General features: G+C 30.6%; 28 protein-coding genes and 3 tRNA genes. 20 read left to right on the top strand and 11 right to left on the bottom strand.

Translation table 11 applies throughout. The features are described 5' to 3' along the window. Positions 1–22 precede the first annotated feature (22 nt). The 8 genes from ANASTE_RS05105 to ANASTE_RS11355 all read left to right on the top strand — a co-directional run bounded on the left by ANASTE_RS05105 (position 23) and on the right by ANASTE_RS11355 (position 7943). Positions 23–496 carry a hypothetical protein gene (locus ANASTE_RS05105; protein WP_007049902.1) on the top strand — a complete coding sequence of 158 codons (474 nt, stop codon included), beginning with the start codon at positions 23–25 and terminating at the stop codon, positions 494–496. A gap of 33 nt (positions 497–529) precedes the next feature. Beyond that, positions 530–1681, top strand: a complete 1152-nt coding sequence (locus tag ANASTE_RS05100; RefSeq protein ID WP_007049901.1) for a M20 metallopeptidase family protein — start codon at positions 530–532, stop codon at positions 1679–1681. A 150-nt stretch (positions 1682–1831) separates the two neighbouring features. Next, positions 1832–3328, top strand: coding sequence for a ComEC/Rec2 family competence protein (locus tag ANASTE_RS05095; protein WP_039945161.1), 1497 nt, complete (start codon positions 1832–1834; stop codon positions 3326–3328). Positions 3329–3370: 42 nt separating this feature from the next. Beyond that, positions 3371–4381, top strand: coding sequence for a DNA polymerase III subunit delta (holA, locus tag ANASTE_RS05090; RefSeq protein WP_039945159.1), 1011 nt, complete (start codon positions 3371–3373; stop codon positions 4379–4381). A gap of 9 nt (positions 4382–4390) precedes the next feature. Continuing rightward, the gene (locus ANASTE_RS05085; RefSeq protein ID WP_007049898.1) at positions 4391–5236 is read left to right on the top strand and encodes a histidinol-phosphatase; all 846 of its coding nucleotides are present in this window, start codon (positions 4391–4393) and stop codon (positions 5234–5236) included. Between the two features lie 135 nt (positions 5237–5371). After that, positions 5372–5965, top strand: a complete 594-nt coding sequence (locus tag ANASTE_RS05080; RefSeq protein ID WP_007049897.1) for an RNA polymerase sigma factor — start codon at positions 5372–5374, stop codon at positions 5963–5965. Continuing rightward, positions 5958–6980 (top strand): anti-sigma-I factor RsgI family protein, encoded by a 1023-nt coding sequence (locus tag ANASTE_RS05075; protein ID WP_007049896.1) that lies wholly within the window; start codon positions 5958–5960, stop codon positions 6978–6980. Before ANASTE_RS05080 ends, ANASTE_RS05075 begins: the two co-directional genes overlap by 8 nt. 159 nt (positions 6981–7139) lie before the next feature. After that, positions 7140–7943, top strand: a complete 804-nt coding sequence (locus ANASTE_RS11355; protein ID WP_007049895.1) for an anti-sigma-I factor RsgI family protein — start codon at positions 7140–7142, stop codon at positions 7941–7943. A gap of 43 nt (positions 7944–7986) precedes the next feature. Here the strand turns inward: ANASTE_RS11355 and ANASTE_RS05065 are convergent, their stop codons facing one another. Continuing rightward, positions 7987–8208 carry a helix-turn-helix domain-containing protein gene (locus ANASTE_RS05065; protein ID WP_007049894.1) on the bottom strand — a complete coding sequence of 74 codons (222 nt, stop codon included), beginning with the start codon at positions 8206–8208 and terminating at the stop codon, positions 7987–7989. 109 nt (positions 8209–8317) lie between these two features. On the opposite strand from ANASTE_RS05065, the gene ANASTE_RS05060 reads away from it, so the two are divergent. Continuing rightward, entirely contained in the window at positions 8318–8617 is a 300-nt protein-coding gene (locus ANASTE_RS05060; protein WP_007049893.1) for an FxLYD domain-containing protein, read from the top strand. A gap of 65 nt (positions 8618–8682) precedes the next feature. On the opposite strand, the gene ANASTE_RS05055 is transcribed toward ANASTE_RS05060, so the two are convergent. Then, on the bottom strand, positions 8683–8946 hold the full coding sequence (locus ANASTE_RS05055; protein ID WP_007049892.1) for a cell division topological specificity factor MinE: 264 nt from the start codon (positions 8944–8946) through the stop codon (positions 8683–8685). An 8-nt stretch (positions 8947–8954) separates the two neighbouring features. Next, complete coding sequence (gene minD / locus ANASTE_RS05050) at positions 8955–9746, bottom strand: septum site-determining protein MinD (RefSeq protein WP_039945156.1); 792 nt, start codon at positions 9744–9746, stop codon at positions 8955–8957. Positions 9747–9939: 193 nt separating this feature from the next. Here minD and ANASTE_RS12225 point away from each other — a divergent pair, with 193 nt between their 5' ends. Genes ANASTE_RS12225 through ANASTE_RS05035 form a run of 3 tightly spaced genes read left to right on the top strand, consistent with a single transcriptional unit; the run spans position 9940 to position 12054 of the window. Beyond that, a complete protein-coding gene (locus tag ANASTE_RS12225) occupies positions 9940–10515 on the top strand; it encodes a hypothetical protein (RefSeq protein ID WP_007049890.1) in 576 nt (191 codons plus the stop codon). Between the two features lie 14 nt (positions 10516–10529). Continuing rightward, a complete protein-coding gene (locus tag ANASTE_RS05040; RefSeq protein WP_007049889.1) occupies positions 10530–11246 on the top strand; it encodes an MBL fold metallo-hydrolase in 717 nt (238 codons plus the stop codon). 37 nt (positions 11247–11283) lie between these two features. Next, positions 11284–12054, top strand: coding sequence for a TraX family protein (locus ANASTE_RS05035; protein WP_007049888.1), 771 nt, complete (start codon positions 11284–11286; stop codon positions 12052–12054). Between the two features lie 23 nt (positions 12055–12077). Here ANASTE_RS05035 and ANASTE_RS05030 read toward each other — a convergent pair whose 3' ends face one another. The 6 genes from ANASTE_RS05030 to ANASTE_RS05005 form a co-directional block, all read right to left on the bottom strand. Then, positions 12078–12554: a hypothetical protein gene (locus tag ANASTE_RS05030; protein WP_007049887.1), complete on the bottom strand. Its 477-nt coding sequence runs from the start codon at positions 12552–12554 to the stop codon at positions 12078–12080. Between the two features lie 20 nt (positions 12555–12574). Then, positions 12575–13846 (bottom strand): ArsB/NhaD family transporter, encoded by a 1272-nt coding sequence (locus ANASTE_RS05025; RefSeq protein ID WP_007049886.1) that lies wholly within the window; start codon positions 13844–13846, stop codon positions 12575–12577. A 289-nt stretch (positions 13847–14135) separates the two neighbouring features. Continuing rightward, a tRNA-Tyr gene (locus tag ANASTE_RS05020) sits at positions 14136–14220 on the bottom strand. 15 nt (positions 14221–14235) lie between these two features. Next, a tRNA-Asp gene (locus ANASTE_RS05015) sits at positions 14236–14312 on the bottom strand. Between the two features lie 15 nt (positions 14313–14327). Continuing rightward, positions 14328–14402: transfer RNA gene (locus ANASTE_RS05010), tRNA-Glu, on the bottom strand. 167 nt (positions 14403–14569) lie between these two features. Continuing rightward, on the bottom strand, positions 14570–15118 hold the full coding sequence (locus ANASTE_RS05005) for a DUF3795 domain-containing protein (protein WP_039945154.1): 549 nt from the start codon (positions 15116–15118) through the stop codon (positions 14570–14572). 453 nt (positions 15119–15571) lie between these two features. Between ANASTE_RS05005 and ANASTE_RS05000 the strand changes: the two genes are divergently transcribed. From ANASTE_RS05000 to ANASTE_RS04990, 3 genes are all read left to right on the top strand, one after another. Then, positions 15572–15985, top strand: a complete 414-nt coding sequence (locus ANASTE_RS05000) for an acyl-CoA thioesterase (protein ID WP_007049884.1) — start codon at positions 15572–15574, stop codon at positions 15983–15985. A 166-nt stretch (positions 15986–16151) separates the two neighbouring features. Next, positions 16152–17615, top strand: coding sequence for a UDP-N-acetylmuramyl-tripeptide synthetase (locus tag ANASTE_RS04995; protein WP_083781753.1), 1464 nt, complete (start codon positions 16152–16154; stop codon positions 17613–17615). 15 nt (positions 17616–17630) lie between these two features. After that, the gene (locus ANASTE_RS04990) at positions 17631–17900 is read left to right on the top strand and encodes a DUF1905 domain-containing protein (protein ID WP_007049882.1); all 270 of its coding nucleotides are present in this window, start codon (positions 17631–17633) and stop codon (positions 17898–17900) included. Between the two features lie 26 nt (positions 17901–17926). Here the strand turns inward: ANASTE_RS04990 and ANASTE_RS04985 are convergent, their stop codons facing one another. Then, the gene (locus ANASTE_RS04985) at positions 17927–18715 is read right to left on the bottom strand and encodes an HAD-IIA family hydrolase (protein ID WP_007049881.1); all 789 of its coding nucleotides are present in this window, start codon (positions 18713–18715) and stop codon (positions 17927–17929) included. Between the two features lie 224 nt (positions 18716–18939). Here ANASTE_RS04985 and ANASTE_RS04980 point away from each other — a divergent pair, with 224 nt between their 5' ends. After that, complete coding sequence (locus ANASTE_RS04980; protein ID WP_052294594.1) at positions 18940–19818, top strand: metallophosphoesterase; 879 nt, start codon at positions 18940–18942, stop codon at positions 19816–19818. A 100-nt stretch (positions 19819–19918) separates the two neighbouring features. Here the strand turns inward: ANASTE_RS04980 and ANASTE_RS04975 are convergent, their stop codons facing one another. Beyond that, positions 19919–20296 (bottom strand): helix-turn-helix domain-containing protein, encoded by a 378-nt coding sequence (locus ANASTE_RS04975; protein WP_007049879.1) that lies wholly within the window; start codon positions 20294–20296, stop codon positions 19919–19921. Positions 20297–20519: 223 nt separating this feature from the next. Between ANASTE_RS04975 and ANASTE_RS04970 the strand changes: the two genes are divergently transcribed. The 4 genes from ANASTE_RS04970 (at position 20520) to ANASTE_RS04955 (ending at position 23619) form a co-directional block, all read left to right on the top strand. Next, entirely contained in the window at positions 20520–20735 is a 216-nt protein-coding gene (locus ANASTE_RS04970; RefSeq protein WP_007049878.1) for a hypothetical protein, read from the top strand. 167 nt (positions 20736–20902) lie between these two features. Continuing rightward, entirely contained in the window at positions 20903–22144 is a 1242-nt protein-coding gene (locus ANASTE_RS04965; protein ID WP_007049877.1) for an immunoglobulin-like domain-containing protein, read from the top strand. A gap of 106 nt (positions 22145–22250) precedes the next feature. Further along, complete coding sequence (locus tag ANASTE_RS04960) at positions 22251–22511, top strand: ArsR/SmtB family transcription factor (RefSeq protein WP_007049876.1); 261 nt, start codon at positions 22251–22253, stop codon at positions 22509–22511. 94 nt (positions 22512–22605) lie between these two features. Beyond that, positions 22606–23619 carry a permease gene (locus ANASTE_RS04955; protein ID WP_007049875.1) on the top strand — a complete coding sequence of 338 codons (1014 nt, stop codon included), beginning with the start codon at positions 22606–22608 and terminating at the stop codon, positions 23617–23619. Positions 23620–23626: the final 7 nt, after the last annotated feature.

The raw sequence follows: 23626 nt of genomic DNA, 5'->3' as shown, positions 1-23626 counted from the left end.
GAATGAAAAGAGGTAATCAATTATGAAGAGAATGAAGCAAATACTTAGCATTTTAATTATTACTATACTTTTGGGAGCTTTAGCCGGCTGCGGTACCGAACCATCTGCACACAGCAGCGATTTTTCCGATGCAAAAAATAAATGGACACAGGACAGTATCTACATAGACGCACATGCAAAGAAACCTGTTAAAAATACGAAGACGGATATGGTGCTTGATGATTCATCTATGACTGTTACCGTTACATCAAAAAAAGGTTCACCTAAAACTACTACATATACCGTAAACGGAGCAAGCGACGGAAAGTTTACTGCTTCCGGAAATGGCGAAACCATAGAATATACTTTTAATTACGATCCCGGAGCAAAGATTTTACATCTTTACAATACAGATTCTAAAGGCAGAGAAGTACATACGGTGTATAGAGAATATTCGGAAGCTCTTCCTTGGGATGACGGAAATGCGGATAAAACAAATAACAACACTACAAAATAATTTTTGTAGTGTTTCTTATAATAGGAGACAAAAATGTTTGATACTTTAAAAGATAAATATTTTGATGAAATAAAAAGACTGAGAAGAGACCTTCACAGGATACCTGAAGAAGGGCTTAAAGAGTTTAAAACAAGTCAGTATATAAAGGACTATCTTACAGGCCTCGGTCTTGAATACGAAGAGATAGCTGGTACCGGAGTATTATGTTATATCGATGTGGGAAGTGAAACGACCTATGCTTTCAGGACGGATATGGACGGACTCAGCATCGTTGAAAACAATGAAATCGACTTTAAAAGCACTCACCCTGATATGATGCATGCCTGCGGTCACGACGGTCATATGTCTATATTATTGATATTTGCAAAATATTTATCTGAGAATAAAGATAAACTCAAAGATAATATTTTACTTATATTCCAGCCGGCGGAAGAAGGCCCCGGAGGAGCAAAAATCATTATCAAAGAAGGGGTACTGAAAAAATATAATGTAGCGAATGTATTTGCTCTTCATTTAAGCCCCAATGTTCCGAAGGGAAAATATTCTTCAAAACCTTACGGTTTTTATGCTGCTTCCACCGAATTTACGGTCTTCATTGACGGAAAGGCTTCTCACGGTGCTGCTCCTCATAACGGTATGGATTGTATAGTTATTGCAGCACAGTATATAAATGGAATTCAAAGCATAGTGAGCAGAAATATAAATCCCATAAGAGAGGGGCTTGTTACCATTGGTACTATTAACGGGGGAGATAGGATAAATATAATCGCCGAACACGTCGAAATGGAAGGTACCATAAGGACCCTTGATAAAGAAACATATAATATCATAGATAAAAGGATGCATACTCTCGCAGAAGGTTTAAGCGAAGCTTATGACTGTAAAATAACTTATGACTGGAGACCATTCTATGGGATAACCTATAATGATAAAGAATTATATGAAAAAGTGGTTCCTGCATTTAAAGATGATTACATTCTCGGTGATGCGATTTTAAGTGCGGAGGATTTCTCTTTTTACAGTGAAGAAGTACCTTGCTTTTTCTATGAGCTCGGTATAAGAGAAGAGGATAAAGGTTATGTTCATCCTCTTCATAATGCATGCTTTAACTTTGATGAAGAGAGTCTTATATATGGAGTAATGGGTGATATCAATATATTAAAGACTTTAGGTGCAATTGAATAAATATCTATAAAATAAAAGTTTCCTTTTGGGAGCTTTTTTTGTGGATTAACTGTGGATAACTCTCCCGTCTTATCATTCCGACTGGTAGTATTAAAAGCTGATTTCTATATGCTAAAATTTAAGAAAAATGTCGAAATACGGAAGATGGATATGAGTATAAAAAGACCTGCGGTGATAATATTTTTATATATTTTATATGGACTTTTAATGTCTTATTTTAATGTAGCAAATATCATATTCTTTACCTTACTTTTTATCTCCTTTGTTATGCTTTTCATTATATTTAGGGATAATTCTCTTAGGATCATCTTTATGATTTGTATCTTTCTTGGTACATTTACTTTCTTTCATACATCTTACAGGCTTGATTATATAAGCGATTTGGATAAATTCACCGATGACAATATAAGCATAACCGCAAAAGTAGTGAGTGCTCCTTCCTATAAAGAGAAAACTACTTGGATTTATGTAAAAGATGTAAAGTATGAACTTGATGGTAAGATATATACTTCCAAAGATAAACTGCAAATAGTTATTTATAATGATAACGGAAAATACAAAGTCGGTAGCTATTACAGGTTTTACGGAAAAGTAAAACATCCCATTGCCCTCAAAGATTTTAACTATAATTTATTTCTTAGGACTTTGAATGTGTATAACTATATGAATGTAAATTATAAAAATATCGATTTTGTAATGGAAGACCACTTTCCATTTTATTTGGATAAGGCATTTGTTTTAAGAGATAGATACAGAAGTAACTTGGAAATAAATATGAAGAGCGAAGATAACGTCAACCTTTTAATGGGAATGCTTTTCTCCGAAAAGAATGTAGATGATGAAACTTATGCAAATTTTAAGATCACAGGTCTGAGTCATGTCCTTGCGGTTTCCGGACTTCATGTCGGTCTTATTTATGCTGTGATAGTTTATTTTCTTTCAATGTTTGATATAAAGAAACGCTACAGAGTATTTATCATTGCTCCAGTTTTATTTATATATGTAATGCTTGCCGGTATGTCTTTTTCTGCTACCAGAGCTATGATGTTATGTCTGTTTAATGAAGTTTTATCCATGAAACACGAAGAAGACAACGATCCTTTCAACCATACTTTTATAATCGCATCGATACTTCTGCTTATAAACCCGCTAAGTATCTTCCATGTAAGTTTTCAGCTTTCATTCTCCGCAGTTATGGGTATCTTTCTTTTATCTCCGGTGATGAGAAATAAACTTCTCGATGTATTCAATGAAGATAATAACATTGTGAAATATTTTATCGAGCTATTTTGCATAAGTACTTCTGCGTATTTATTCACACTTCCGATAATCATAAATACTTTCGGTGCCATGTCTGTTATAAGTATATTATGCAATTTAATAATAGTTCCGTTTATTGCACCCATTATTATAATGGGATTGATAGGCGGGCTATCCGGCAGGTTCGTGTTTGGGTATATAGTATTAAATCTTTTGGATATGATTTTGACTTTTATCAGAAGACTCGTTAAAATACTGGCTTCCGTTCCCTTTGCTTCGGTATCTGTCGGTCATTTGAACATTGTTGTTTTATTCCTTTATTATACTTTGCTTCTAATATTTGCGGGATATATAACTATTTCCAAAAAGAAAAAAAGTGAATTTTAATTATCATATTTTTATGTTACAATGTCCATATGGGAGAGAGTTATGGATTACATTAAATTAAACGATAATATTAAAAAGAAGGATTTTAAAAATATATATCTCTTCAACGTCGGGGAGAATTACATCGCGAAGATGATGCTGGACAGCCTCAAAAATGCCCTTATATTAAAGGATTATGAAGATTTCAACTACTCCGTATTCGATGGTAAAAAACTTGATATAAATAAAATATCGGAGCTTATAGAAACTCTTCCTATGCTTGATGAACATAGACTTATTCTGATAAAAAGCGAATACGCCAAAAATAAGGATTTCAGCAAAAAGCTGAATGAAATTATCAAAGATATACCTCCTTCAACGGTAATCATAATTTGGTCTGAGGGAAGTTTTGATAAAAGGACAGCTCTTTTTAAAACGATCAAAAAAGAGGGGGATATCGTTGATTTTGAAAAGTTCAAGGAATATAAGCTTGAAAACTGGATCAGGAGTAAAATAAAAAATAAAAATCTTATTTTAACTAAAGATGCAATAGGCTATTTTATAGAAGCCAGCGGATATTTGCTGGACGGCAGTGAGGTTGATCTCGGATACTTCGTCAGTGAAATAGATAAGCTTTCAAGTTTAGGTAAAAGGGAAATCGATTTAGAAGATGTAAAGAAGATAATAAGCGTGAATATAAAGGATGAAATATTTAAGCTCACCGATGCGCTCAGAGATAAGGATACCGATTATGCCTTTAGACTCCTTAGTAATTTGGAATATAATAATGTAAATTTCATGCAGATATTGGCTGTTGTAATAAGAAATCTCGAAAATATGTATCTATGCAAGGAATATATGAAAAAGAGAAAGAGTGAACAGGATATAGTTAAAGATTATTCACTGCACCCTTATGCGGTTAAGATGGCGAATATTTCCGCAAAGAAATATTCCGATAAAGAAATACATGAAGCCTTGAATTTATGTCTTGATTTGGATTATAAAATCAAGATAGGCGAAATGAGGAACAGGGAAGCGGGAATAATATTAATAGAAAAAATTTCAAACAGGTAGGGGGTAACTATGTATAAAGTATCACTGCATAATCATACGACTTTGAGTGACGGGAAAACCGATATGGAAGAAATTGTATTGGCTGCAATAGAGAGAGGATTTACTCATTTTGGTATTACCGATCATGTATGTACTTACGGATATGAAGACCATTCTTTAAAACCCGATAAGTACGATGAATATGTCGATAAAGTACATGAACTCAGAGATAAATATAAGGATAAAATCGAACTTTTTGCCGGGATAGAAAGCGAAAGATATTCTAACAGGGGATATTTGGTAAGCGATTTAAGCAAGATAAGACCCAGACTTGATTATATTGTGGGTTCCGTTCATGTTACATATCCGGGTGAAATAATGGAACCTGTAGATGAACTTTGTTCAACTTTCAGAAAGTCTTTGGAAAGAAGTTATGATAATGACGCAAGAAAATTTGTGACGGATTATTTTGAAAATTATTACAATAACTTGAATGAATTGAAACCGGAAGTGGCGGGACATATAGATTTAATAAAGAAAAACAATATAGACGGAATTTTCTTTGACGAGTCAAGCAGCTGGTATAAAGATTTGGTTTCTGATGTTCTTGATAAAATAAAGGAAATAGACAGTGTGCTGGAGCTTAATACCGGAGGAGGATATAAGCATGGAGTAAGGAGTCTTTATCCCTCTGATGTAATAATAAAAATGGCAAAGGATAAAGGTGTAAAATTTACCATGTCAAGCGACGCACATAATATAGAAATGCTGGATGTTTTGTATGATTTGGGTGTAAACAGATTAAAGAGAGCGGGTATAAACGAGTTATATACTTACTCAAATAAAGAGAGGGGATTTATCTCATTTGATATTTAAAGGATATATTTTATATATCCTTTTTTATTTTTATGCAATAAAAATACGTATTTCTTTGTTATATATATGAAAGGTTTGAAATAGAAATAGTTTTCATATAGAATATAAGTATATTTTATATGAAGAGGGGAAATTATGTTACTTTTTGCTGAAGTTCTGGGAGGAGCCGAGAGCGTAAATTCTAATAAGGAAATACCTATAGATGACGATATGATAATGGAAATAGGTAAGAATTCCAAAGAAGCCTTTGAAAAGTTTTATTACGCTACAGATAAAGTCTTATATGCTTATATACTATCATTTTTAAAAAATCATGAAGATACTATGGACGTCCTTCATGACACATATATAAAAATAAGATCGGCGGCTCATCTTTATAAACCCATGAATAAACCTATGGCGTGGGTATTCACCATTGCAAGAAACCTTGCAATGACCAAAATAACCAAAAATAAAAGGACCTTGTATTCTGATAAACCCGATATAGAAAATGATCTAAGCTTTTCTTATGTGACGGACGTTGAGGATAAAATGGTTCTTATTACCGTACTTAAAGAACTTTCTAATGAAGAGAGGAGCATAATTTTACTTCATGCGATATCGGGACTTAAGCATAAAGAAATCGCGGAGGATTTAAAACTGCCGCTGTCTACGGTTTTATCAAAATATAACAGAGGATTAAAAAAACTTAAAAATATTCTAGAAAAGAAAGGAGTAAGATATGAATAAATATGAAGAAAAGCTAAAGAACGCGATATATCAAGCTCCTTTACTGGATCCGGACGAACTTTATGAAGAAGCTATCATCAAAATGGAAGAAGATGATGAAATAACATCTGATAAAAAGAAATTTGATTTTAAAAAGTTTTTTGCTCCCGCACTTAGTGCCGTTACATGTTGTTTGATCATATTTGTATTTTGGTATTCTCAAAATCTTATGCCTTATAACTTAGTTGATTTTGATGTGAATCCGAGTATGGAAATAGTAACGAATAAGAAAGATAAAGTAATTGATATAGAAGTTTATAATGATGACGCAAAGAAGATAATATCTTCTCTGGATTATAAAAATCAAGATATAAAAGTAGTTGTAAACATGATATTGGATAAAATGATAGAAAATAAATATCTTGTAAAGGGGTATGATTTCATGATGTTGTCTTCCGATAATAAAAGACTGGAAGAAAGCAAAGAACTTTTAAACAGCTTAGATGACGATATCTATGATTACCTATCTAAATATGATATAGATTCCATTATTTTAAAACAGTTTTATGACGATGATAAATCTGCAAAAGAGATAGCTAAAAATTACAATATGTCTCTTGGAAAATATAAATTGATTCAAAGGATAATCAAGTTAAGCCCTAACAGAGATATTAATAAACTTAAAAAATACTCTGTAAAGAAACTTATTGAAATATATTACGATTTGACTGATGATGATAAAGACGACATTATAGAAGTTAAGGATAAAAAGAAGGTTAAGAATGTCATAAAAAGAGATGTCCCTAAAAATAGCAGCTATAAAGACGATTATGATGATAAATATGATGACAGGGATGACGAGAAAGATGACGACAGCGATGATGAAAAAGAAGAAAGAGATGACGATGATAATAAAAAGAAAACCGTAGTCAATAAGAATAAAAATAAAAGTGATGACGATGACGAAGATGACGAGAAAGACAGTAACAATGAAGACGATGATGAGGATGAAGTCGAAAGAGAAGAAGATGATTAAATAATTTGAAATTTAATGCAATAAAATGTTCTCTTCCTTAGTTATATATATAAATAGGAAAAAAAGGAGAACATAAAAATAGAAAAATACAAAAAAAATTAATTCACATGTTTGGGAGTCATTGCAGTAGCAGTCATAGGCATTTGCACATGGTCATATATGTCGAAGCCCGTAAAAGCAATATCCTTTGATGTCAATCCAAGTTTTGAAATCGAAATAAACAGGTTCGGGAACGTAGCTGGAATAAACACAGTGAATGAAGACGCAAAGGAGCTTTTAAAGGGATATGACCCAACAAACGAAGATTTGGATGATGTTGTTGAGGTAATCATGAACAGACTGATCAATGCAGGTTATGTTAAAGAGAGTCAGAGAAATTGTATCATGGTTTCAGGAAGTAAATCCGATTCTGCAAATGCACTTAAAGTTGTTAATGATGAAGTAAACGAGGCACTTGCCGAAAACAATCTTAAGTCTTTTGTATTAAATCAGGATATACAGTTTAATGAAAAAATGGTAGAAGATGCTCATAATAATAATGTTTCGTTTGGTAAATATGCAATCATAGAAAAACTGTTGAATGACGATGAAGATAATATAACGTTGGAAGAATTATCAAAATACAGCATAGATGAATTGATACAGTTTGCAAAAGAAAATAAATTAGATGTAGATGAACTAATAGATGAATACAATGATAATTTAGAAGATTTATTGGAAGATGAAAAAGAAAGACATGAAGAGCAAGCTGAAGAAGCAAGAGAAAAAAGAGAAGATGAAGCAGAAGCAGAAGAAGACAGGTTAGAAGAAAAACGAGAAAAGGAAGAAGATGAAAGGGAAGATCGTGAAGACCGCGAGGAACATAAGTATGAAAAAGACGACGATGACGAAGATGACAGACACGACTCCGACCATGACGATGACCATGATGAAGATGACTATCATGACGAAGACGATGATTAATGATTGATTTGATAACCATAAAAGCTCACATAATTGTGAGCTTTTATTTGTTTATTTTCTTATTTTTAGTTCTTCCCAAAATATAATCTGTTGACACGTTATAAAAGTCAGACAGAGTTATAAGATGCCTAAGAGGCAGTTCATTTATGCCAAGTTCGTATCTTGAATATACTTGCTGAGTTGTCTTTATAATAGCTGCTACTTCGCTTTGCTTAAGGAAATTATCTTCCCTCAGTTCTCTTAGGATTTCTGCATATTTTTCCATATACACCCCTCCATTAAAAATTATTATAATCAAGGTAGGTTTTAATAATTGACTATACAACTTATGTGGTGTATAATGATTATTAAAAATATGTACGGGGTAAACATCGGTGATTTGTAAAGAATATAAAAACTCAGATATTGAAATTTTTGAAAAGACAACTTCATATAAAAATCAAGACAATAACTGCTTTTATATAAAAGGGGATCTATATAATAAAAGTAATCAAAATTTCGGTTATGTTCAAATTACTTTCGATTGTTTTGATGAAAACGGCAATTATATCGACTCGGCAATAGATGTAATAACCAATTTTATTTCCGGTAATAAGTGTAAATTTAGTGCGGTATGTTCAAAAAATGTTGAAAGAATATATACTTATAAATTAAAAGAAATATATTATAATTAGTTTAAACCGTTTATTTATATTTAAACATTAAAAAAGTCCTATAATTTAGTTTATAGGACTTTTTATCATTCTTTTATTACCATAAGCGAAACCAAGACGTTTTCTTCTTTTTTCTCTTTCCCGATTTTCATCTTTGTAAGATAAGTTTTGCTTCTCATTTCATTTACTTCAAAATATTCGTTTACCACCGATAAGACATCTTTTTTTACCATCTCGAGTTTATCGTTTGAAATATTGGTCCTTTCTTTCATCAGTATGTTTTGAAGCCTTTCTTTTGCGACATCTTTGCTTTTGCTTTCATCTGTTTTATCTTTTAAAAAATCAAACATATCTCCTCCTAAAATCCAAGACTGTGAACGAGTCTTCTGACAAGATTTTCTTTCTTTACTATTTCCGTTATAGGTATCTCTTCTCCCGTTATCCTTCTTGCTATATCCATATAAGCCTGTCCGGTTATAAGGTCATTTTTTCCTGCTACCGGTTCACCTCTGTTAGAAGATATAACGATTTCTTTTTCATCGGGAACTATACCTATAAGCTCAATACCCAAAATATCCAATATATCGTTGGTATCCATCATCTGACCTTTTTTCATCATGTCTTCCTTGGCCCTGTTTATAATAAGTTTCGTATTTTCTATTTCATTTACGTCGAGTAAAGATATTATCCTGTCCGCATCTCTTACCGCTGAAACTTCGGGAGTAGTAACGACTATTGCTTCTTCTGCTCCCGCAATGGCATTTTGAAAACCCTGTTCTATCCCCGCAGGAGAGTCGACTATTATGTAATCAAAAGTATTTTCCAGTTCTCTGCAAACTTTCTTTATCTGTGATGGACGCACCGCACTTTTATCTTTTGTCTGCGAGGCCGGGAGCAGATATAAACCGTCGTATCGCTTGTCTCTTATCAAAGCTTGCTTTAATCTGCATCTTTTTTCAACAATATCAACTATCGTATAAACGATCCTGTTCTCAAGCCCTAATACTACATCTAAATTTCTAAGTCCTATATCAGCATCGATAACAACTGTCTTTTTCCCTAATTTGCTGAGTGCCACTCCTATATTAGCGGTAGAGGTTGTCTTTCCGACGCCGCCTTTACCCGATGTAACTACTAAAGTCTTTCCCATTTTCGCTTTCTTCCTCTTTTCTCTTTTCACTGTTTTTAGTAAATAATAGCAAGATAATGTAAAATTTTTTGTCTTTATTTGTTAACTAACATAAAATTTGAAATTAATTTTATTTATGTTAGAATATATTTAGTTAATAAATAAATTATTGTTTATATATTTTATAGAATATTAATATAAGGATTTAACTGTAATGATACCTAAACCAACTGAGGAAGAAGTAGTTAAATATATAAAGAAATGGGATTTAAAAGAAAATTATGTTTTACAGGAAAATAGTCTCAATAAACTATTTGGGGAATTAATTCCCCAAAATAAAAATATAGAAGATATACTTTTGAAATGCAGTACGCTTAATGATTTTTATAGTACAAATATATTTTCTATATATTCGGTTGCAAAACACATTTTATATTTAAATATTGATAGCAGGTTAAGTAATGGAGATTTATCTTTAATAGAGGATATTGCAAATGTGACAATAAATGGAAAGAAAAAAAGATTTTATTCTTTTGCAACAAAATATTGTTCACATCATAATAATAAGGATTTTCCTATTTATGATAGCTATGTAGATAAAATACTAGGATATTTTAGAGATTTAGATTGTTTTTGTGAATTTAAAAAATACGAATTAAAAGATTATAAAAAATTTACTGAAGTTCTTTATGAATTTAAAAGTTTTTATAAATTAGAAAAGTTTGATTTAAAGGATATAGACAGATATTTATGGCAATTGGGTAAAGAATATTTTCCAAATAATTATTAATAAGGAGAAAGTTGATGAAATTACATATTTTAGGTTGCTACGGACCTGTTTCAGGAAATGACGGTCCTACAAGTTCGTATTTGATGGAAGTAAATAATAAAAAAATATTGATGGATATAGGCTCGGGTTCTCTTGTCAATCTTCAAAAAGTATGCAGGATTGAGGATATAGATATGATAATCCTTTCTCATCTTCATTCGGACCATATAAATGATTTGTTTGTCCTCAGGTATTATTTAAAACTTATAGATAAAAAAATACCTCTTTATGCTCCAAATAGTCCAAGCAGTGAATTTGATAGGTTTAAAGATGAAGAATGTTTTGATGTTAAAGTGTTGGAAGATGATACGGAAGTGGAATTGGATGATATTAAAATATCATTTTTAAGTACCCAACATCCCGTAGATACCTTTATGACGAAGATTGAATATGATAATAAAATTTTTGTTTACAGCGGGGACAGTATAGTTAATGATAATTTAAAAACATTTATAAAAGGTGTGGATTTTGCACTTCTGGACGGTGCGTTTTTAAGCAGTCAAAAATTAAATAGGAACACACATATGAGCTCTTATGAGGCAGCCAAAACGGCTAAGGAAATGAAGGTTAAAAAGCTGATGATCACTCATTTGGCACCCTTTATAGATAGAAAAGAATATCTCTTTGATGCAAAAAAAGGTTCTGATGAGGAAATATTGCTTGCTTTACCTATGCTAAAAGTTGAAATTTGATTATATTATAACTATATAAGTCAACAGGTACATTATAATGAAACAAAAAAGAGCAAATACAATAAGTTTAAGCGGTAATATGCTTAAATTAATTGCAATGATAACAATGATAATCGACCATATCGGAGGGGTTATTTTAGAAACCGGAGTTATGCAGTATCAAAATGAAGCAGTTAATAATGCAATTATGGCTACTTCATGGGGAAATCTAATGAATACCATAACATTTATGACCAGAATGATCGGAAGGATTTCCTTTCCCATATTTTGTTTTTTGATCGTAGAAGGTTTCTTACATACTAAAAATGTTAAAAAGTATTTGCTTAGGGTTGGTTTGTTTGCCTTTATTTCTCAAATACCTTTTTCTATGGCTCTATTTAATACATATTTTGATTTTTCTTATTTGAATGTATTATTTACATTCTTCATAGGAATTATAATGCTTATATTTCTTAGAAAATTTGAAAAGGATTATTTAATGCAGGGAGTTATAGTTGCATTAAGCTGTGCTTTTGCATATTTATTTAAGACCGACTATGATTTTATAGGTATACTCTTTATTGCAACATTTTATCTTCTCAGAGGTGACAAGAATAAAATTCTTATGATGCTTATCTTATCTGTACTTTGTATATATGAATCCAAAGTGTTTTTATATTCTGCTGTTCTGTCTTTGATACCTATACATTTTTATAACGGAAGCAGGGGAAAGGTAAATTTAAAATATGTTTTCTACTGGTTTTATCCGGCTCATTTATTGGTCTTTACATTGATTAGAATATTTGTATGTGGTATACCACTGTATTAAAAAAGACATCAAATTGATGTCTTTTATTTTTCTTCTTCGATTTTTATTGGTTTATATGCATCTTTGCAGTTATGCATTTTAATTACTTCCATGATTTCTTTAATTCCGATTTCAATGTTGTCCATCATTTCTCTGTCTACATTGTAATTTAAGAATAAATCTTCCATATACTGTGCTATATATATACTGCTTTGTGCTATTTCTATAAACTTATTAAAGTTTTTACTGTTCGTTGCATTTTTGAATTTATCAATATCTTTTTTTATAAATTCAACTATCTGCTGAACGTTTGAATATTTTTCTTCACTTAGTGGATATGGTTTTATCCTTTGAAGATAAAATTTATCTTGGTTTGTTATTGTGAATATATAGGATACTACGCAGTCTTCGCTTATATCAAACTCCACAAGGTGCATTTGACTGTTGAACTGGCTTACTTTTCCACCTAGCTGCCTTAGGTTTAAATCTATTATATCGCCGCTTACTGAATTTCTGTTCATATTTTATTCTCCTTTTAAATTTATGCAAATCTTAATAGTAGATATCCGGTACATATTATTATTGAAACTATCATCATCGGAAATCCCACTTTAAAATAATCCTTAAAAGTTATCGGGTATCCGTTTTTATTACTTATACTGGAAAGGACCACATTAGCAGAAGCACCTATAAGAGTTCCGTTACCTCCGAGACATGCTCCGAGAGAAAGTGCCCACCATAGTGGCATTACATCTATCCCGCCTGCTTGCTGCATAGTGATTATTAATGGGATTAATGTTGCAACAAATGGGATATTATCTAGGAATGAAGATATTATTGCAGACGCCCAAAGTATTATTATCATAGTTAGGACCATGTTTCCGTTTGTAGCACTTATTAGCATATTTGCAAGTTTTTCTATGATTCCCGTTTCTTCCAATCCCCCGACTACGATGAATAATCCGATAAAAAATAGTATCGTAGACCATTCGACGCTTATAATAACTTCTTCTGCGTCCTGACCGCCGAATAGAAGCATTATTATTGCTGCGGTTAATGCAATTGTGCATGATTCCATACCGAGCTGAGAATGGAATACAAAGGCTACTACAACGAGTATTATCATTATAATACTTTTTATCATCAAAGATTTATCTTTTATGGCTTTGTTTTCGTCCATTTTCATTATATTTTCTATGGCACTCTCTTTTACCTGCATATGTTTTTTGTATAAAATCAAGAAATAAATTATTGCGGCAATAAGAGCTATAACTGCAGGTACACCTGTGTTTAAAATAAAATCCGTAAAACTTAGGTTTGCGGCACTTCCTATCATAATATTGGGAGGGTCACCTACCAGTGTAGCGGTACCGCCGATATTGGAGGCCATGATTTGAGTTATCAAAAATGGTACCGGACTTATATCCAAAATCCTTGTTATTGCTATTGTCATAGGTCCGACAAGAAGTACAGTGGTTACGTTATCGAGGAATGCGGAAAGGACTGCTGTAATTATTATGAATATTATCATAATATTGACCGGTTTTCCTTTTGCTATCTTTGCGGATTTTATGGCTATGTATTCAAAGATACCCGAGTTCTTTACTACTGCTACGAATAACATCATGCCGACAAGCACACCTATAGTGTTCATATCTACATATGATATACTTTTTTCTATTGTTAAAATATGAGTTACTATCAGGAGGATTGCTCCTGCAATGGTTGCTACGGTACGATGTACTCTTTCTGTCATTATTGCAGTCATTGTGATAAGAAATATAATTACTGAGATAATTTGTGTTGTTGTCATTCTTATACACCCCTTTAATGAAAAAATATTAATGAAAAATATTCTATTTAAACAAATATTTCACAATTATATATTAATTAAAGAGGTAAATCAATAATTTTGTTTTTCTTAATATATAAATTATATACTACGTATATATAAAAATATATTATGGTTGATTGTTTTGTGATTATTTTTGTTTATATAAATAATATAAGCAATTGTATATATTATTTATATTTATATTATATCATGTAAATTCGATAATAAAAAAACATCTTTCAAATGAAAGATGTTAAAATCGAAAGGATGGTGGGGGAGAATGGATTCGAACCATTGTAGGCTGAGCCAACGGATTTACAGTCCGCCCCCTTTAGCCACTCGGGCACTCCCCCATATTAAATTAAAAATGGCGACTCGGAAGGGACTCGAACCCTCGACCTCTAGCGTGACAGGCTAGCATTCTAACCAGCTGAACTACCGAGCCATAATAAAAAGACTTTGGTGACCCCTAGGAGAATCGAACTCCTGTTTTCGCCGTGAAAGGGCGACGTCTTAACCGCTTGACCAAGGGGCCTTGTGAACAGTCCTTTTTTATTATACACGAAAAAGGGGCAAATGCAAGTATTTTTTTTATTTTATTAAAAAAAAGAAAAAATTTGTTTATAAAGCCGAGATGATTGATTTAAGGTTGTCTTTATTTTCTAATATTTATATTTATTATGTGATTTATGATATTGAAAATCATTTCCTTTTCTTATTCAGTTTTAAAGTGATATTTTTATTTTTTGCCGCTGAATTAAATAATTCTTGTGCAATTTTTGCTTTTTTCTTTAAATCAGTTTCGTTTCTAGTTTTTTCATTTAATTTCGAAATAACTTCATTTATATCATTTAGTTCAAGTAAATTTACCGCGAGGCAGTAAAATGATTTTTTCCTTCCATCGTTATATTTATTTAATAAGAGATTTAGTATTTTGATTTTTTCTTCTAATTCTTTTTTATATTGTTCTATTCCTATATTATTTAACTTTTTTAGATTAGCAAACATATTTTGGTGTGTTATAAATGAATCGAAATCTGTTATGTGTTCGTAATTTTTACATGGATATTCACTGCATAAGCTGCAGAATTCCGGTGAACTTGTTGTAATAGCACATTTCACTATTTTGCATGATTGATGACCGTCTCCGCCTCCGCATCCGGGGCAGTATCCGTCAATATGCATGGTACATAATCCGCAGTTTAATCCGCATAATGATAATAGGGCGTAGTCTCTTTTATAATTTTTCATTTATTTCCTTAATTACTTTAATGTTTTTTTTATTTGACTTATTTATATAAATGTTTGTGTATATATAATAGTTTCTTTTATCTGTTTTTATAAATATAGTTGAATTTTATTATCTAAAATTTACATTGTCAATAATTTTATTTGTAATATTTTATTATCATTATATTATAAAAGTTTTAAAGTAAAGTTATTTGATATTAATTATTTTTATAATGCTAATGATATACCTGTTTTGGAAGTAGTCATTATCATTTCTGTGATGTTTATATTGTTATAAATGATAATCATAATGGCGGTAAGTATTATTGATCTATTATTTTTAAACATCTTAATGTTCTATATTATTTAAATATATTTAGAACTCGTTTACTTTCAATTTCAAATAATTAAAGTTATAATAAGTGTACCAATTTAGTTAATATAAAAAATGATTTGAAATATAAGGAGGATATAATGAAAGATTATGAACATAAAGCAAGATATCACGAAACAGATAAAATGGGTATAATACACCATTCAAACTATATAAAGTGGTATGAAGACGCAAGGATCAATTTTATGGATATACTTGGAATAAGCTATAAGAAAATGGAAGAGGCTCAAATCATATCTCCCGTACTTGAAGTCAGAAGTGAATATAAGAATATGGTCTATTTCGATGATACAGTGATAATTCATGTAGATATAGTAAAATATAACGGTATAAGGCTGGAGCTTAAGTATATCATCACAAATAAAGAAAGCGGTGAAATCGTAAATATCGGATACAGCAAACATTGTTTTTTACATAATGGAAAGATAATAAATTTAAAGAAACATGCTCCGAACTTCCATGAAATGTTTTTAAACGCTTCAAAATCAATATAAATCTTAAAAAGCTATGAATATATTTTTAATATAAAATTAAATGCTACTATGAATATATTTTTTAGTGTATAATATTTATAACGTATTTTTACATATTTTTTAAGAGGGAATTGTTATGAATATAAAAGTAAAGGATATTATTAATATCCTAAACAGAGAAAATTAGATAGTTGAAATAAAGGTTTTAAATCAAAGTGATATCATAAGTGATGTTACTTATAATTCAAAAGCGGTAAAAGATAAAGATGTATTTGTATGTAAAGGTCTGAACTTTAAAGAAGAGTACTTAACAGATGCCATAAGCAGAGGTTGCGGTCTTTATATAAGTGAAAAAATATATAACTATAATATACCTTATATTATAGTAAAAGACGTACGAAAATCTTTTGCACTCATATCTAAATTGTTCTACTCAGACAAAACAGAAAAGCTTAAGCTTATCGGGGTAACCGGAACAAAAGGGAAAAGTACTACTTCTTTTTTTATTAAAAATATACTTGATTTATATTTAAAAAGTAAAGGTAAAATGTCTTCGGGTATAATTTCCACTATCGATACTTATGACGGAAGTGAACTTAGTGAATCCTTACTTACCACTCCTGAGAGCCTGGAATTTTATAAGTTATTAAATAATGCTGTTAATAATGAGCTTGAATATTTTGTATGTGAAATTTCTTCAATAGCGTATAAGTACAGCAGGGTATATGGTGCAAATTTTAATGTGGGAGTATTTTTGAATATTGGATACGATCATATTTCAGATGTAGAACATAAGGATTTTGATGATTACTTTTCTTCAAAGATAAAACTTCTTGAAAATAGCGAATATATAGTGATCAACAAAGACTTATTAAGGTATGATGAAATAAACGAAGTATTAAATAATAAAGAAAAGGATAAAATTTTTACATTTTCCATTGATGATAAAGCTGATTATAAGGCGATGAATATAAAAAGAAAAAATAGATTTACTTCATTTGATTTGGTTCATAATGGTGAACTTAAAAATTATAATCTCTTGATGAGCGGTTTATATAATGTGGAGAATGCTATAGCTGCTATTATAGTTTGTGAAATATTATGTATCGATTATAAATATATTTTTAAAGGTATTTTAGGTTCTGCCGTAAAAGGCAGAGGAGAGATATATAAAACCAAAGACGGGAAGAAAACTTTGATAGTTGATTATGCTCATAATGAACTCAGCCTTAAAAGGTATTTTGAATTTGTTAAAGATGAATTTAAAGGTAAAAAGCATATCTGTATAATAGGGGCTCCGGGAGGAAAGGCTTTGAACAGAAGAAAAGAGATCGGGACTCTTTGTTATAAAAACTGTGACGAGATAATCCTTACTTCGGATGATCCCTTTTATGAAAGTTTTGATAATATATGTTCTGAAATCATGAGTTTTATTCCTAAGTATAAAAAGATCAGAGTAATAGAAAATAGGACAGAAGCCATAAAGGAAGCAGTAAATTCCTATAAAAATGAAGAAACGATAATATCTATTTTGGGGAAAGGCTCCGAGACCAGTCAGAACTATAATGGTATATCAAGAGATTATATATCCGATAGTGTAAATGCGAAAATATTTGTAGAGGAATATAATAAGAATATAAATCAAATTTAAGAAAATAATAGGATTATGAAAGAAAAAACATATGAATTTAATGCTGTAATAAAAAAAGTTGAAGGTATTGACGGTGCGTATATTGAATTCCCTTATGATGTTAAAGAGGAATTTAATAAAGGCAGAGTGAAAGTTCATGCTACATTTGACGATTTTCCTTATGACGGAAGTCTTGTAAGAATGAAAACTTCATGCCATATAATTGGTATAAGAAAAGATATCAGAGCAAAAATAGGTAAGCAAGCAGGAGATATTATTCATGTAACGATAAAAGAAAGAAAATAAAAAAGAATGATATTAATCATTCTTTTTTATTTTATATATGGTATCATATCGAATGCTTTATCAAATATTAAATCCGGAGCAGTATCGAATTTTGATATGTCTTCTTCTTTTGTTTCCCCGCTTAAAACTAAAATCCCTTTTGCTCCGTTATTTACTCCCGTTGCAACGTCAGTATAAATCCTATCTCCTATAAATGCGATTTCTTCTCTTTTGTATCCTGTGCTTTCCACTATCATATCTACTGTTTCTTCAAAAGGCTTTCCCAGATATTTGGGTTTTACTTCGGTAGATTTTGTAATAAGTTCACACATAGCTCCGCAGTCCGGCATAAATCCGTCTATGGTAGGGCAGTTTATGTCTAAATGTGTTGCTAAGAACAGTGCTCCGTTTCTGATATAATGACAGGCTTTATCAAGTTTTTCATATGTAAGAGTGGTATCAAAAGTCATTACAACGATATCCGGATTTTCATCTACAAGTTTAATCCCTGCTTCTTTAAAACTTTTATAGACCTTAGGAGTGGCTGCAAGATAGACTTTTTTACCTTTATATTTTGTTTGAAGATATTTGATTGTTACATCTCCCGAAGTCATAACATCTTTGTCCTCTACATCAAATCCCATATCATTAAGCTTTTTTACATATGTTTCTCCCGTCCTTGAAGAATTGTTTGTAAAGAACAGAATACCTTTATTTGTTTTTCTTAAGTGACTTATAAAATCCAATGAGCCTTCTATCAGAGTATTGCTTAAATAAATCGTCCCGTCCATATCTAGTACGAAAAGTTTTATATCTTTTAAATCTTCCTTTTTCATATGTTCTCCTTAATGTTTAAAATTATATTAATTAGATTATTATTTAAATAAATTTGTAATTCTTTTTATCTACCGCTTTAGCTTGTGGTTGGAGCGATAGTTCTTTTAAAATCATGGCTTATATTATAACATAAAATTTACTTTCATAAAAATTTTATATAACATTGGGTAAAAAAACATATTATGATATAATAACTGATAAACTATATATAAGGAGGTTTCAATTGAGAAAATTTAAAATTTGTTTTTTAGTAGCTATTTTACTGCTTTTTGTATATTTATATTTTGAAAATACCTCTTTGATTACAGTGGATAAGACAGATATAGTTTCTAACAAGATAGACAGCAGTTTCAACGGATATAAAATTTTACAGCTTTCGGATTTACATTCAAGAAGGTTTGGAAAGAATAATAAAAATTTAATCAAGAAAATCGATAAAGTAGACCCTGATGTAATAGTTTGTACAGGTGATATGATGAATTCCACAGATGATGAAGGAAATGTATTTATAAATTTAGCGGGAAAGCTTACGAAAAATTATCCGGTTTACTATATAGACGGAAACCACGAACAGCTTGTTCAGTATAATAATGTGAGTGTATATGACGATTATATAGCATCTCTTAAAAATCTTGGAGTACATGTACTTAAAAATAAAAAGGTTCAGGTCAGAAAAGGCTCCTCATATATAAATATGTATGGGCTGAACATAGATTTGATTTATTATTCTACACAAAATGATTTAAAAAATTCTAATATTAAATACAGCGAGCGAAATTTTTCTAAGACCATAAATAAAGAGACCTTTGAAAAAGATAAATTCAATGTTCTTTTAACTCACGATCCGTTGTATTTTGAAGTATATGAAAAAAGTAAAGTAGATTTGATTTTGACCGGTCATATTCATGGGGGAATAGTCAGGATCCCTTTTAAAGGCGGACTTCTTTCTCCGGATCAGGATTGGTTTCCAAGATATTATCACGGTTTATATACTTTGAATGATACAAATATGATAGTAAGTGCCGGGCTTGGAAACTACACTGTGAATTTCAGGTTTTTTAATCCTTTTGAAATAAATTTGATTACTCTTAAGAGCGAATAATAGGATAAGTAAGGGGCGCGGAATCGACGTCAGTCGGCGTAGTGCCCCGATAGAAATAAAAATAAAAACAGCGCGTATGTGCTGTTTTTTTGTTGCATATTTATATTTGCTTTATTGAATTTTCATTATCTGTATTTTTTATTTTTTTCAGCTGTGATTTAAAGAATAATAAATTTTCCATTAGAAAAGTTCGTTCTTTCAGTGAACAATCGGAAAATATATTTATAAAATCCTTATTTAGAAAATTATCCGAACTCTTTTTAACACTCATGTTTAAAAGTTCATCCATACTGATATCAAGAGCATTGGTTATGTCAACGAGAGTTTGAAGCGATGCTTTGCTTATTCCTCTTTCGATCTTACTTATATGCTGTACCGATTTATCTATTTTCTCTGCTAAATCGGACTGCGAATATTTCTTTTGTTTCCTATATTTTTTTATTTGTTTTCCTAAATTTTCGTAGTTAATCTTAATCATTTGAACATTCCTTTTTAATTTAAGAAATCCTTTTAATCTTCTTATTCGACTATATCTGACAATATTCTACCATTTTACTCAATTAAATTAAAGTAAATTAAGCATTAAAATACTATTTTTTACAAAAATATGCTTTATAGTTCTATTTTTCGACAAATTTCTACATAATGGTTGTTCTATAATTTAGACAACAAATAACAAAAAACAACAGGAGGACATTAAAATGAAAAGAGGACAGCTGTTTATACTTGAATATTTAATAGATTTTTATGAAAAAAAGGGAGTAAAACTAAGAGGAAAAATTCAAGATGAACTGAGAAATAATTGTGATGTTATGAATACTAATATAATAAACATGTATAAAAAATATTTTAAAATACAAAATACGATTTTGAAATTAAAAAATAAATATATGGATTTGGCAATATCATTGGTTTAATCGTAAAATAAAAATAATTACATATAAATCTTTCATAATTAAATAAAAAATATCATAAATAAAATTAAAGAAAGCACCGTGAGGTGTTTTCTTATGGTTTTTAAGATATCAAAATAACTTATAAAATGATATAATATCATTATATATTACATATTCGGAGAATTATTATGAGAGGGAAATTAAGTATACAAAATTGGATTAAAATTATAATAGGTATTGTACTTTTGGTTGTTGTAATATCCGGAGTCGTAAATGTTTATTATACAAATTTAGAAAAGCTTAATATAATAGGTGAAAGTGAAATCACCGTTGGGAGATACTCTGTTTATAAGGATAAGGGAGCAAAGGCTTTAAACAACAATAAAGATGTAAGTGATGACATTAAAAAAGATGGCATAGTCAATACCGATGTCCCCGGAGTTTATACCATAACTTACAGATATCATAACAAAAGTGTTGTCAGAAAAGTAAAGGTATTGGATAAAATGATACCAGAGCTTAGTCTTAAGGGCAGTGACGATATAACATTAAAGCTGGGTGAGAACTATAAAGAAGAGGGTTACGGTGCTGAAGATGATGATGGAAATAGTTTAGTCAAAAACGTAAAAGTAAATATCCCTGATTTAAAAAGGGTAGGGGTATATAATATTACTTATTTGCTAACAGATAAAAAAGGAAATACAACGAAGCGTATAAGGAAAATCAGAGTTATTCAAAATACTGATTATAAAACCGGTGGACTTAGTATTTGTATGTATCATTATGTTTATGATAAAAATAATGTCCCCGTTAGTATGAATTCCGCAAATAGAGGAAACTTCATAGAAGTAAATGATTTAAGGGATGAAATGCAATATTTGAAAGATAATGATTATTATTTCCCGACATGGAAGGAAGTGAAGGAATATACCGAAGGCAGATTGTTACTACCAAAAAAGAGCATAGTCATAACATTTGATGATGCCGCTCAGTCGTTTCTTGATAATGGTGTTCCTATTTTAAATGAGCTTAAAATCCCTGCAACTTCATTTATTATAACTTCTCATAATGGTAAGAAAAAAGTAAAAGATTATAAAAGTAAGTATATAACATTTCAGTCACATTCACATGATATGCATAGATCAGGGGGAACAGTTGGTCACGGCGGAGTTATGACTGCACTCACTGAAGAAGATATAATCAAAGATCTAAAAACTTCTTTTAAGATATGCGGTCATAGTGAAGCTTTCGCATATCCCTTCGGAGATTACAGTGAAAGCTGTGAAATTGCTTTAAGAAATGCAGGGGTATTATGTGCACTCACGACCAATTACGGAAAAGTTTATCCCGGAGACGACCCTTTATTGTTGAATAGAGTAAGGATGAATTACGGGCAAAGTCTTGATGATTTTATAAATAAGATAAAATAAAGGAACTTTGTATAGTGCTTTTTTATTAAATCGATGTTATATATATTGACATTTATCAATATGTGAAATATAATTATATCGACAAGTATGAATATGAGGTATTGTAATGTATCAAGATGAAATTAAAAAATTTAAAGCACTGAGCGATGAAAATAGATTAACTATAATTCATTCACTTAAAAATAATGAGAAATGTGCATGCAAACTATTGGATGAATTGAATATAAGTCAATCAACTTTATCACACCATATGAAAATATTATGCGATGCAGGCTTGGTTATATTTAGAAAAGAAGGCAAGTGGATGCATTATCGTATCAATAAAGATGAAGTACAAAATATAATTGATTTGTTGGAAAGTATATAAAAATTAAGTTATGTAATAAAACCATCCAAAGGATGGTTTTAAAATGATTAATATATCGATACTTGTAAATTTATGAATATGAAAGGAAGTTTTTATGATTTTAATTGAAAATATTGGGATGTTTATACAAGATCAAATTTTAGGAATGAAATGGTTAAATATACTTTTGGGAGAGTTTTTAGAAAAACTTGGATTAGATTTAACCACTCGTTTTGGGGGAAGTCTAAAATTTTTTATATACGATACTATAAAAATTTTTATTTTATTATCTGTGTTGATTTTTATGATTTCATATATACAAAGCTATTTCCCTCCCGAGAGGACAAAAAAAATCCTGGGGAGGTTTCATGGTCTTTGGGCTAATACTCTTTCTGCACTTCTCGGAACTGTAACACCTTTTTGTTCCTGCTCATCAATACCGTTATTTATGGGATTTACAAGTGCCGGTTTACCCCTAGGCGTTACTTTTTCTTTTTTGATTTCTTCTCCTCTTGTTGATATAGGTTCTCTTGTTTTACTTACGAGTATTTTTGGAGTTAAGATAGCATTTGCTTATGTAATCGTCGGATTAGTTCTTGCTGTTGCAGGGGGAAGTTTGATAGAAAAATTAAGTTTGGAAAAGTATGTGGAAAGTTTTATAAAAAATGCATCGGCTATAGATATTGATGTTCCGGAATTAAGGAGAAAGGATAGGATTATTTATGCAAAGGAGCAGGTTTTTGAAACTGTAAGAAAAGTGGCACCGTATATTTTTGTGGGTGTTGCGATCGGAGCATTGATACATAACTATATTCCCGAAGCCTTTATAGAAAATATACTTGGTGCCGATAAATGGTACTCTGTACCTCTTGCTGCTTTTGTCGGCGTCCCTATGTATGCCGATATATTTGGAACAATACCGATAGCTGAAAGCTTATTTATAAAAGGAGCAGGTCTTGGGACTGTATTATCCTTTATGATGGGAGTCACTGCATTATCTCTTCCATCGATGATAATGCTTAAAAAAGCTGTAAAGCCTAAGTTACTTGCCATATTTATCACTATCGTAACTGTAGGAATAATTATAATTGGATATTTGTTTAATTTGTTAGGATTTTTATTTATATAAAATATAG

Origin of the sequence: Anaerofustis stercorihominis DSM 17244 (assembly GCF_000154825.1) — a bacterium.
GTDB classification, from domain to species: domain Bacteria; phylum Bacillota; class Clostridia; order Eubacteriales; family Anaerofustaceae; genus Anaerofustis; species Anaerofustis stercorihominis.
This window is presented reverse-complemented; position numbering and strand designations above follow the sequence as displayed.